Here is a 12,430-nt window from a genome sequence, read left to right on the forward strand (position 1 = left end):
GCTTTAGAGCTTACGTGCGTGAGGTCGGGCGAGCTTGCGCCAAATCAAGCTGGTGATATTTCGCAAACACAAACGCCCAAGAAAAAACCCCGCCGGACACGAAGTCCGGCGGGGTTTTTAACGCCCTACAAGTTTCTTACAACAGTACGCGATGGCTGTCTGTCAACCGCCGCGCACGGCGGCAATTACAGGAACTTGTAGTTCAGACGTGCGTAGAACGTGCGACCGAGCGGGTTGGTGAACGAGGCGTCGTAACCGACCTGGAAGTTGGCGCCATTGCGCGACGATGGTGGATCTTCGTCGGCGATGTTTTTTACGCCAAATGTCATGCTCAGGTTTTTCATCGGTTTCCAGCCCAAGGTGGCATCGAAGGTCGAGTAGTTGTCGACCTTGCGCAGCTCCGGGTAGGTCGCGGCGATCAGCGACGGATCGGTGTAGTCCCAGTAACCTTTGGTGTAATTGTGGGTGAGCGAGCCGGTCCATTGACCAACGCCGTAGGTCAGGCCCAAGGTGTGGCGATAACGCGGGGTCGGGCCGAAATCCTTGAAGTTGCCCAGGTCGCTGACTTCCTTTTCGCCTTCATACTGATAGCCGTGCTTGGTATAGTAAGTCGAATCGTAGTTCGCACCCAGCGTGCCCATGTCACCGAACTTCTGGCGATAATTCAGGTTCAGATCGACACCAGCCGCATAGAACTTACCGGTGTTTACACGTGGCAGGGCAACGTAAGCAAGCGGGAAGTCCTTGTTGGCATTGGCTTTATAAGGCAAATCACTGCCGCCGACCGGCACTGGAGGCGGTGGCAAGTTGTTTAGCTCAGCCAACGCCTTGTCATCCTCATACTGCTTCTGGATTTTCGGGTCGTAGCGATAGAACTGGCCCAGATTGGCCACCGGATCGCCGAACACCGTGTTTTCGGACATGGCGTTGATCGATTTATCGATCTTGACGTTCCAGTAATCGAGCGAACCGCTGATGGTCGACGTTGGCTGGAATACGAGGCCCAGGGTGTACTGTTTCGATTTCTCAGGCTTGAGATCCGCGTTGCCGCTGTTCTGGGTAGTCAACTGAACAGAGCACTCGTCCTGCAAGGCGCCGACCTTGTTCACACTGGTTACTTCCACGCCGTTCGGGCAGCGCACCGGGTCGTTAAAGTTCGACGAGGTGTTGTTCAGCGCCTTCGGATTGAGGTTATCGACCAGGGTCGGTGCGCGGAAACCGCGCGCCACCGAACCGCGCGCCATGATCATGGTGCTCGGGCGATAGGTGAAGCCGAGTTTCGGGCTCAGGTTGTCGAACTCGGTGCCGAAACCATTCTTGTACTTGTCGTAGCGCGCAGCAGCAGTCAGTTCCAGGTCCTTGACGACCGGAACCACGACTTCGGAGAACAGGCCGAACACTTTGCGGTCGCCAGTCACGCCCGGAATTTCGCCCGCGCCGCCAACCTCGTCACCTTTACGCAGCACTTCCGACGACACCTGGGTCAGCTCTTCCTTGCGGAACGAGGTGCCGACCGAGAAGCCAACCGCGCCGGCCGGCAGGTTGAAAATTTCTTTGGACATTTTGAAATCGAACTCTTTCGAGATCGAGCTACCGCCATTTTCAAAGCCGCTCAGCTGCGAACCGAGCAAGGCCGCCAGGCTGGCCGCATCTTGCGTACCGAACACGTTGATTTCGCCTTTGGCGAGCAAGGGATCGAGCTTGGCGTAGCTGAACTTGCCCGGACCGAACTGGATCTCCACTTCGTTCTTGCCGTAAGTGAGGGCGGTCTCGTAATCCCAGCCCGCGATCATCCCCTTGGCGCCGACCACGACGCGGGTGTTCTCGGTCTTGGTCAGGTCATTACGGCCGCCACCGGCGACGGTACGCCAGGTGCCGCCGATTTCGCCGGTCGGCACCACATCCATGTCGGCGGCAAGTACGGTGTCGGCGGTTGTGACGGTACCGTTCGGCATTTTGTAGCCAGCCGGGAGTTTCAGACCCTTGGGCAGTTTGACGCTCGCCGGATAGAAGCGGCCCGTGGCCGGATACTTCATGGCCTTGGTGTACGGCGCCGGCGACGACGCCGCGATCATCTTGTCCTTGGTGTAGGCCGCTTCGGCGAACAGTTCCAGGCTGTCGCTGACCTTGAACACGCCGCGCGTGACCAGGTTGGTATGCTTGGCTTCGGGAACCAGGTCGATGTACTTGACGTAGTCGGTACCGCAGCCTTTTTCGCTGTTGACCACCAGGCTGAATTCGTCGTTCTTGCAACCGTTGTAGCGGAACGGATTCACGCCCACATATTCGTTGCCGAGCTTGTCGGTGAAGTTCAGGTTAGGCACGCCGTTACGCGGCGACGACTTGTTGATGCCCAGGTCGGGACGCACGGAGGTGGTCGAGAAGCTGCGGTCGGAGGCAAGCAGTTTTTCGTTTTCTTCGTGGTTGGCGCTGACCAGCACGTTGAAGCGGTCGGTCGCGATGTCGCCGAAGCCGGCCGTGATGTTAAAACTCTTGGTGTTGCCGCCGCCCTGGTCGACGTGGGTCTTGTAGGCGGACATTTCCACGCCCTTGTAATCCTTGCGCAGGATGAAGTTGATCACGCCGGCCACCGCATCGGCGCCGTACACGGCCGAGGCGCCGTCGCGCAGCACTTCGATGCGTTCGATGGCCGACAGCGGGATCGAATTCAAGTCGACCGGGTTGTTGCCGACCGCATAGTTGGCCACGCGGCGGCCGTTCAGCAGCACCAGCGTGTAGCGGGCGCCCAGGGCGCGCAGGTTGGCGGTCGACGGCACGCCGGAGGCGCCGACGTTGTTGGCGGTGACGCCACCGCCGAAGTTACCGGGAATCAGGTTAACGAGGTCTTGGGCGGAGGTGGCGCCGGTGCGCTCGATGTCTTCGCGGCGAAGAATGGTGACAGGCAGCGCGGTTTCAGCGGCAACGCGTTTGATCGACGAGCCGGTGATCTCGACGCGCTGCATCGAATTGTCCTGGGAAGCGGTCTGGGCGACGGCTGGCAATGCCGCAAGGCCGAGGCCGACTGCGATACCGCCCGAGAAGACCAAGCGCAGTGAACGCGATAAAACGGTTTCTGTCATCATTTGTGAATCCCTTGATTTTATATAATATTAGTATTAACACCATCTCTTTTGGAGGGTGCATCAATTTAAGTAGCGAACCTCGCGGTGCCACGTTCCGGATCGCGGATACGTGCCGGTGCAAGGTACAACAGCCGAGTTCTTGGTCATGCTGTCTCCGTCGGCTGAAACTTCTTCACTTCGCTTAAAGCGACTTTCTCCAACTGGCGTCGCACTTCTGTGCTTTTCTGCCAATCAAGCCCAAGATAGAAACATATGGGAATAATTGATGTCAACGGTAAACACACAATATGTATATAAACAACAGCCGTGGTCGCGTGCATACGATTGCATTGTAGTTTCTTGCATACGGAACACGAATTTGTGATTGAATAAAGGTAATGAATTGCAGGTGTTGGCAATGCACAGCCGCGCCCGCTGGAAAAGTGGCGCGTCGAAGCGCGCCATGCTGTGCATGGCGGCGTGCAAAGTGGGCGCCGGTTGCGGCGTGGGAATGTTGAACGGGCGGCAGCGCCGCCGTGAGGCCATATCAGGACGCCGCGCGGATGCAACAGCAAGCGCGCGGTTCATCCGCATATCTTATTCGTCGTGCATACGCGGTCGCGCCGGCTTCAGCCCTGCGCACCCTGGCGGCGCTGGCGCACCGCCTCGGCCAGGCCTTCGAGCACGGCCACGCTGCTGTCCCAATCGATGCAGCCATCGGTGATCGACTGGCCGTACACCAGTTCCTTGCCCAGCACCAGGTCCTGACGCCCGGCCACCAGGTGCGACTCCACCATCACGCCGACGATACGGCCATCGCCCCCGGCCACCTGGGCCGCGATATCGGCGCACACCGGCACCTGGTTTTCCGGCTTCTTGGAACTGTTGGCGTGCGAGGCGTCGATCATCAGGCGCGCGGCCAGGCCTTGCGCGGCGATCTGCTGGCAAGCCAGTTCCACGCTGGCGGCGTCGTAGTTCGGCGTCTTGCCGCCGCGCAGGATGATGTGGCAATCCTCGTTGCCGTTGGTCGACACGATTGCCGAATGGCCGCCCTTGGTCACCGACAAGAAGTGGTGCGGCTGCGAAGCGGCCTTGATCGCTTCCACCGCGATCTTGATATTGCCGTCGGTCCCGTTCTTGAAACCCACCGGACACGACAAGCCGGACGCCAGTTCGCGGTGCACCTGCGACTCGGTGGTGCGGGCGCCGATCGCGCCCCAGCTGATCAGGTCGGCGATGTACTGCGGACTGATCACGTCGAGGTATTCGGTGCCGGCCGGCAAGCCGAGTTCGTTGATGTCGCGCAGCAGCTCGCGCGCCATGCGCAGCCCGTCATTGATGCGGAAACTGTTATCCATGTACGGATCGTTGATCAAGCCCTTCCAGCCGACCGTGGTGCGCGGCTTTTCGAAGTACACGCGCATGACGATTTCCAGCTCGCCCTTGAAGCGGTCGCGCTCGCCGGCCAGGCGGCGCGCGTATTCCATCGCGGCCTTGGTATCGTGGATCGAGCATGGCCCGATCACCACCATCAAGCGGTCGTCCTGGCCGTGCAGGATGCGGTGCAGCGCCACGCGCGAACCGGCCGCGGTCTGCTCGGCGCGCTCGCCGCAGGCAAACTCGCGGATCAGATGGGAAGGCGGCGTCAGTTCCTTCATTTCGCGGATGCGTAGATCGTCGGTGCGTGGCATGGTGTTCTCCGTGGCTGGGTCATTCAAATGGTCGGGCTAAAAAAAAACCGCCATGGCTGGCGGTTTATCTGGATATTGCAAGATCTCGTTGTTGCTACGTGAACCTGCCGCTACTCCACCGCCTTTGGGTTGGAATTGCTAAAGTAAAAGTAGCAGGTAAAGAAAACGACGTTGTGCATGGCAAGATCCGAAAGTGGTGCAAGGACTATAACAACAATTCCTGCAATTTGGCAAGCTGTTTTATCGGCGTCCGTCAAGACCGCACGGCACAAGCGGTTGCGCCTTTCCCACAACAGCGGCGCCGATGCTTGTCACATTTGATCCAGATCAGTTGCGCAAACGCGCCCGGTGCAAAACTCAGTCACCGAGCCCCCTGCCGGACTTTGCGCCAGATCAAATGCGATCGACTTTTCCAGTCAGATAGATTGACTTGGATCATGGCTTTTCAAAGCGGACGGGGCAGTCATACGCTTTGTGGAGCCTGTCATGAAACACACCATCTTGTCCCGTTCGCTGCGGGGCCTGTTCGCCGGCGGTGGCGCCGCCGGCTTGGCCCTGCTCGCGTGCCCCGCGCGCGCGCAAGCACCGGCGCCGCCGGCCCCCATCCCGCGCGTCGAAATCACCGGCACCCTGATCCCGCGCGCGACGCGCGAAACGGCGGCCGCCGTCATCACCCTCAACCGCAACGATATCGAGCGTTCCGGCAAGACCACCGTGGCCGAGCTGCTGCAAACACTGGCGGTCGACAACCAGGGCTCGGTGCCGTCGAGCTTCGGCGGCGGCTTCGCCAGCGGCGCCTCCGGCATCTCGCTGCGCGGCCTGGGCGCGGCCTCCACCCTGGTGTTGCTCAACGGGCGCCGGGTGGCCCCCTACGGCCTGGCCGACGATGGCCAGAAAGTCTTTTCCGACCTGAACATCATCCCCACCGACGCCGTCGAGCGGGTCGAAGTGCTCAAGGACGGCGCCTCGGCCATCTACGGCTCGGACGCGATCGCCGGCGTGGTCAACGTGATCCTGCGGCGCGACTTTCGCGGCACCACCGTGCGCGCCAGCTTCGGCCAGTCGCGCGAGCACGACGGCAACGACGGCGTCGCCTCGCTCACCTGGGGCAAGGGCGACCTGCAGGCCGACCGCTACAACCTGCTGGCCAGCCTCGAGTACGGACGGCGCGCCGAGATCTGGAACCGCGACCGCGCCGAGCGCGCGTACATCGGGCGCGGCGACCTGCGCCCCTGGGGCTTCAGCGCCCAGGAGTCGCTCGGCGGCACCGGCGCCATCACCGCCAACAACGCCGGGGGCAGCGCCATCAACGGCAATGTGCGCAACCCCGATACGCTCGACTACGTCAACCGCGGCAACCTGGCCGGGGCGGGTTTCACCCGCACCTTTCCGGGCGCGGCCTGCGCCAACTTCACGCGCCACCCGCAGGGCGACCCGGGCGGCGGCTGCCTGGTCGACGCGGCGCAGTTGTACAACCAGATCCAGCCGCGCCAGGAGCGGGTCAATTTCTTCGGGCGCGCCACCTTCCAGGCCACGCCCGAGGTGCAAACCTACGCCGAACTGAACCTGTATCGCAGCAAATCGACCTCGTCCTCGACGCCGTCGGCGCTCAGCGGCGCGGTCGGCTATCCGGGCGGCCCGGTCAACAGCGCCAACGTCATGCTGGGCGCGACCCATCCCGACAATCCCTACTTCGGCACGCCGGCGCGGCTGCGTTACACAGCCGCCGATGTGGGCCCGCGCGTGAGCGAGATCGATTCCGACTTCGTGCGCTTGCTGGCCGGCGTCAAGGGCAGCGTGGGGCCGTGGGAGCTCGACACCGCCCTGCTGTTCTCGCAAAACCAGGTCAGCCAGGAACGCAGCCGCTACCTGCAGCGCGACGTCATGTACGCGCTGCTCAATCCGAGTCCGGCCAATGTGGCGGCGGCCAGCGCCAACCCCGCCTATGCCGCGCTGCCGCCCGGCAGCGTGTGGCGCATCGCCGAAAACGCCGGCGTCAATTCGCCGGCCCTGTACGCGGCGCTGGCGCCCTCACTGACCAACGACGCCAAGAGCCGCATCGCCCAGCTCGACCTGCTCGCCTCGCGCGAACTGGCCCAACTGCCGGGCGGGCCGCTCGGCATCGCGCTCGGCGGCGAATTCCGGCGCGAAACGGCCGAACTGGAACCGACTCCCGGCACCGAACGCGGCAACATCATCGGCCTCGGCTACTCGGCCTACAAGGGCGGCCGCAACGTGGCCGCACTCTACGGCGAAGTGCTCGCGCCAGTGCACCCGACCGTCGAACTGTCGGCCGCGCTGCGGGCCGACCACTACACCGACGCCGGCGACGCCTACAATCCCAAGTTCGGCGTCAAATGGACCCCGGTACGCACCTTCGCCTTGCGCGGCACGTATGCGCGCGGCTTCCGGGCCCCGAGCACCGCCGAAAACGGCGTCGGCGGCCTGGCCGCGTTTTCCACCGCGGTCGACCCGCTGCGCTGCAGCCTGGGGGTTGAGATCGCCTGCAACCCGGCCGCGATCGCCATCATCACCTCGCCCAACCCGGCGCTGTCGCCCGAAAAATCGCGCAGCGTCAACGTCGGCATGGTGTGGGACCCGTACAAGCGCACCAATATCGCGCTCGACCTGTGGGAAATCAAGCGCAAGAACGAGATCAACCAGGAGCAGAGCGACGCCGCCATCCAGGCCGGGCGCATCGCGCGCGATCCCAGCGGCGCCACCCGTCCCGGCGACCCCGGTCCGATCACGGCGGTGCTGGCCAGCTACGTCAATTCGGCGCGCACCGAGGTGCGCGGGGCCGACCTGGAATTGAACCAGCGCTTCGACTTCGGACCCGGCACCGGCGAAGTGACCATGAATACCAAGTGGACCCACCTGTTCAAGTGGCTGCGCACCGAGCAGGACGGCAGCGCGCGCGACTTCGCCGGCACCCACGGCAACTGCGATGTCACCAACTGCGTCGGCACGCCCGAGGACCGGGTCAACTTCGGCCTGTCGTGGGAGCGCGCGGCCTGGCGCGTGGCGGCCAACGTGAATTACCGGGGCGACCTCAAGAACACGCTGTTCAAGAACGACCCGGCCGGTTGCGCCAGCCATCTCGCCAATGGCGATGCGGCCCCGGCCGGCTGCGAACTGCCATCCTTCACCACGGTCGACCTGACGTTCCGCTGGAAGCCGAGCACGCGGGTGGAAGTGTTCGGGTCGGCGCAAAACATTTTCGACAAGATCGCCCCGCTCGACCCGCTGACCTACGGCGCGACCGCCTATAACCCGCTCGACTACGCCGGCGCCGTCGGGCGTTTCTTCACGGCCGGCGTGCGTTACACCTTCTAGCGACATCCGGGGGCATCGGAAAACCGTGGCGCAGTCAGTTCTTCGAGGTCCCCATCCCTTCACCAACCGTTTAACCACCCCACCGGAGCAGTCCATGATTGAAAAAGCCTTATCCGCCGCCATTCGCCGCCTGTGCGCCGGCGGCGCCCTCCTCGGCGCCGGCGTGCTGGCCTTGCCGGCCCAGGCCCAGTCCCCCGCCGAGGGCGCGCAGCCGATGCAAAAAGTCGAAATCGTCGGCACCTCGATCCGCCAGCGCCTGGCCAGCCAGACCGCGCTGCCGATCAGCACCATCCGCGCCGAAGACTTCGCCAAGCAGGGCCTCTCGACCGTGCAGGAAGTGCTGGCCACCATTCCCATGAACCAGACCTCGGTCGGTTCGAGCCAGTCGGTCGGTTCCGGCACGGGCGGACGCGCCGAGGCCAACCTGCGCGGCCTCGGCAGCGACAAGACCCTGGTGCTGCTCAACGGCCGGCGCCTGGCCAACCACCCCTTCTTCGCCGACACGGTCGACCTGAACATCATTCCCGTGGCCGCGCTCGAACGGGTCGAGGTGCTGCGCGACGGCGCCTCGGCCATCTACGGCAGCGACGCCATCGGCGGCGTGATCAACTTCGTCACCAAGCGCTCCTACCGGGGCATGGAAGTGAGCGTGGAAGCACACGAACCGGCCGGCTCGGGCGGCGGCGACGAGCAGCGCATCAACTTCACCGGCGGCTGGGGCGACCTGGGCACCGACGGCTACAACCTGCTCGGCATTGTCGACTTTCACCGCCAGTCCACCCTCATGGCCACCGACCGCGACTTCGCGCGCACCGGCGTGCGCCCCGAGCGTGGCCTGTACCAGACCAGCGGCACCACCTTTCCCGCCAACTTCTTTTCCGACGAAGGCATTGCCGGCAATCCCAGCTACGCCAGCGGTTGCCGGCCGCCCTACTCCATTCCCAACCAGAGCGGCGCGCCGAACTGCCGCTTCGACTCGACCCAGTTCGTCGACCTGATTCCGCTGACCAAGCAGGAAACCTTCCTCGGCCGCTTCAGCAAAAAAATCGGCGCCGAGCACACGGCCACCCTCGAATACCTGCACAGCCGCAGCACCAACGAAGCGCACGTGGCGCCGCCGCCGCTGGCCGGCATCGGCCTGACCATGAGCAATACCAGCCCCTTCTACCCCGGCGCCGGCATCACCCCCGCCGTGGCCGGCCTGACCGGCGAACCGCTCGACGTCAGCTGGCGCCCGCTGGTAACGGGCAAGCGCGAAGGGCTCGACGTCAGCCTGACCGACCGCCTGCTGGCCGGCATGGAGGGCACGGCCGGCGGCTGGGACTACAACCTTGGCTTGTCGTATGCGGTGGGGCGGGCGCGCAGCGCGTTCACCAACGGCTACGTGGTCGATGCGCGCATCATCGAAGGGGTCGGCAATGGCTTGCTCAATCCCTTCGGCGAACAAACGCCCGCCGGCAACGACTACCTGCGCCAGTCGCTGCTACAAGGCGAATACCTGCGCGCCAAGATCAAGAGCGGCGCCATCGACTTCAAGGCCAGCCGCGAACTGATGACCTTGCCCGCCGGCGCGCTCGGCTTCGCGCTCGGCGGCGAATTCCGGCGCGACGAAGCCGATTACCGCGTCAACCGCGAACTGGCCAGCCAGGCCTCCAGTTCCGGCTACGCCGACGCCCAGGACCAGAGCGGCAGCCGCAATATCGGCGCTGTCTTCACCGAGCTCAACATCCCGGTCATCAAGGACCTGGAAGTGAACCTGGCCGCGCGCTACGACGACTATACCGATTTCGGTCACAGCTTCAATCCCAAGGTGGCGCTGCGCTGGCAACCGAGCAAGCAGGTGCTGCTGCGCGGCTCGTTCAACAAGGGCTTCCGCGCGCCCACCCTGTACGACCTGCACGGACCGCAGACGACCACCAATACCGGCAATCCCTGGAACGATCCGGTGCTGTGCCCGGGCGGTAAGGCGGTGCCGGGGGCCAACCCGAATATTTCCTGCGACCAGCAGCAGAACATCCGCGGCGGCGGCAATCCCGAGGTCAAGCCTGAACGCTCGCGCACCTACAGCGCCGGGGTCGTGCTCGAACCGACCACCAACCTGACGCTCACGGCCGACTACTGGGATATCCGGCTCAAGGACCAGATCAGCGCATTGGCGGAAGAATCGATCTTCGGCGAATACCAGAAATACCAGAACCTGTATTTCTACAATGCCGCCCGCACCCGGCTCGATTACGTGCTGGCGATCACCCAGAACCTGGGCGAGGTCAAGACGCGCGGCGTCGACCTGGGCATGTTGTGGCGCTTGCAGCGCGACCAGCTGGGTAACTTTACGCTCGGCGTGGAAGGCACCTATGTCGACCGCTACGACTACCAGAACGAGCGCAACGGGCCGTTCACGGTCAACGCGGGCCGCTTTGCGGACGCCAGCCCGGTGTTTCGGTGGCGCCACACCGCCACCCTGGGATGGACCCGGGGACCGGTGAACATGACCTTGTCCAACCGCTACCTGTCCGGCTATGACGACCAGCCCGACGCCGAGGGCGTGGTGCCCGGGCGCGTGGGACATTACTCGACCTGGGCGCTGGCGGGCACGTACACGGCCAACCAGAAGGTCAGCGTGACGGCCGGAGTGAAGAACCTGCTGGACGACGACCCGCCTTTCACGGTTCAGAGCACAACGTTCCAGCAGGGCTACGATCCGCGCTACACGGACCCGCTCGGGCGTACGTTTTACGTGAGGGCGACCTACAAGTTCTGAGTAGGGCCGGCAGACACGCCGGCCACCAACGCAAAGGGGCGCACCACCAGTGCGCCCCCTTGGGAACTTTCTTGAGCAAGGTCATCGCCGGCACGGCCGGCGATGACGGCGTGCGATTTACGCGGTGCCGCCCACGATCACGTCTTCGATGCGCAGGGTCGGCTGGCCCACGCCCACCGGCACGCTCTGGCCTTCCTTGCCGCACACGCCCACGCCCGAATCGAGGCGCATGTCGTTGCCGATCATCGATACGCGGTTGAGCACGTCCGGACCGTTGCCGATCAGGGTCGCGCCCTTGACCGGATAGGTGACCTTGCCGTTTTCGATCATGTAGGCTTCGCTGGCCGAGAACACGAACTTGCCGTTCGTGATATCGACCTGGCCGCCGCCGAAATTGACCGCGTACAAGCCGTTCTTGACCGAGGCCAGGATTTCTTCCGGGTCCTTGTCGCCGCCGAGCATGTAGGTGTTGGTCATGCGCGGCATCGGCAGGTGCGCGAACGATTCGCGGCGCGCGTTGCCGGTCACCGGCATCTTCATCAGGCGCGCGTTCATGGTGTCCTGGATGTAGCCTTTCAGGATGCCATCTTCGATCAGGGTGGTACACTGGGTCGGATTGCCTTCGTCATCGATATTGAGCGAACCGCGGCGGTCGGCCAGGGTGCCGTCATCGACCACGGTGACGCCCTTGGCGGCCACGCGCTCGCCGATGCGTCCCGAAAACGCCGACGAACCCTTGCGGTTGAAGTCGCCCTCCAGGCCATGGCCGATCGCTTCGTGCAGCAGCACGCCGGGCCAGCCCGGCCCGAGCACGATGGTCATCGGCCCGGCCGGGGCCGGACGCGCGTCGAGGTTGACCACGGCCGCCTTGACCGCTTCGTCGGCGTAGCGCTCGAGCACCACATCGTCGAAGTAACCGTAGTTAAAGCGTCCGCCGCCGCCCGACGAGCCCATTTCGCGCCGTCCGTTCTGCTCGACGATGACGGTCACCGAGACCCGCACCAGCGGACGGATATCGGCCGCCAGCACGCCATCGCTGCGCACCACCAGCACCACGTCGTATTCACCGGCCAGGCCGGCCATGACCTGCACCACGCGCGGATCTTTGGCGCGTGCCATTTTTTCCACGCGTTCGAGCAATTTGACCTTGGCGGTCGCGTCGAGCGAGGCCAGCGGATCGTTGGGCAGGTACAGCGAGCGTCCGCCCACCGGGGTCATCGAGGACGCCACCTTGATCTTGCCGGCGCCGGCGCGCGCAATGGTGCGCGTGGCCGCGGCCGCGTCGAGCAGGGCGCGTTCCGAGATTTCGTCGGAGTACGAAAAGGCGGTCTTGTCGCCGGACACGGCGCGCACGCCGACGCCCTGGTCGATCGAGAAACTGCCGGTCTTGACGATGCCTTCTTCCAGGCTCCAGCCTTCACTCTTGGTGAACTGGAAATACAGGTCGGCGTAATCGACCTTGTGGGTGAACATCGTGCCCAGGGTGCTGAGCAGCTTGCCTTCGTCGAGGCCAAAGGGCGTCAGCAGCACATCGCGCGCGACAGCCAGGGAGGAGAGATTCGGTTCGAACGGTGTCATTT

5 protein-coding genes are annotated in these 12,430 nt (G+C 63.9%); 2 read left to right on the top strand and 3 right to left on the bottom strand.

The window, feature by feature from the left end; translation table 11 throughout:
- Positions 1–185: 185 nt before the first annotated feature.
- Both F0185_RS26870 and aroG read right to left on the bottom strand, forming a co-directional pair.
- On the bottom strand, positions 186–3,083 hold the full coding sequence (locus F0185_RS26870) for a TonB-dependent receptor plug domain-containing protein (RefSeq protein ID WP_167229850.1): 2,898 nt from the start codon (positions 3,081–3,083) through the stop codon (positions 186–188).
- 608 nt (positions 3,084–3,691) lie between these two features.
- Positions 3,692–4,753: a 3-deoxy-7-phosphoheptulonate synthase AroG gene (gene aroG / locus F0185_RS26875; protein ID WP_167229852.1), complete on the bottom strand. Its 1,062-nt coding sequence runs from the start codon at positions 4,751–4,753 to the stop codon at positions 3,692–3,694.
- Between the two features lie 486 nt (positions 4,754–5,239).
- On the opposite strand from aroG, the gene F0185_RS26880 reads away from it, so the two are divergent.
- Both F0185_RS26880 and F0185_RS26885 read left to right on the top strand, forming a co-directional pair.
- A complete protein-coding gene (locus F0185_RS26880) occupies positions 5,240–8,089 on the top strand; it encodes a TonB-dependent receptor (protein ID WP_167229855.1) in 2,850 nt (949 codons plus the stop codon).
- A 94-nt stretch (positions 8,090–8,183) separates the two neighbouring features.
- The gene (locus tag F0185_RS26885; RefSeq protein ID WP_167229858.1) at positions 8,184–10,850 is read left to right on the top strand and encodes a TonB-dependent receptor; all 2,667 of its coding nucleotides are present in this window, start codon (positions 8,184–8,186) and stop codon (positions 10,848–10,850) included.
- A 117-nt stretch (positions 10,851–10,967) separates the two neighbouring features.
- Here the strand turns inward: F0185_RS26885 and tldD are convergent, their stop codons facing one another.
- Positions 10,968–12,428 (bottom strand): metalloprotease TldD, encoded by a 1,461-nt coding sequence (gene tldD, locus F0185_RS26890; RefSeq protein WP_167229861.1) that lies wholly within the window; start codon positions 12,426–12,428, stop codon positions 10,968–10,970.
- Positions 12,429–12,430 lie beyond the last annotated feature (2 nt).

It is taken from the genome of Massilia rubra (assembly GCF_011682065.1).
Classification (GTDB): domain Bacteria; phylum Pseudomonadota; class Gammaproteobacteria; order Burkholderiales; family Burkholderiaceae_D; genus Telluria_A; species Telluria_A rubra.

Excerpts from the sequence above, each read along its gene's own strand:
- F0185_RS26870 (WP_167229850.1), bottom strand. The coding sequence starts at position 3,083 with ATGATGACAGAAACCGTTTTATCGCGTTCACTGCGCTTGGTCTTCTCG.
- aroG (WP_167229852.1), bottom strand. The coding sequence starts at position 4,753 with ATGCCACGCACCGACGATCTACGCATCCGCGAAATGAAGGAACTGACG.
- F0185_RS26880 (WP_167229855.1), top strand. The coding sequence starts at position 5,240 with ATGAAACACACCATCTTGTCCCGTTCGCTGCGGGGCCTGTTCGCCGGC.
- F0185_RS26885 (WP_167229858.1), top strand. The coding sequence starts at position 8,184 with ATGATTGAAAAAGCCTTATCCGCCGCCATTCGCCGCCTGTGCGCCGGC.
- tldD (WP_167229861.1), bottom strand. The coding sequence starts at position 12,428 with ATGACACCGTTCGAACCGAATCTCTCCTCCCTGGCTGTCGCGCGCGAT.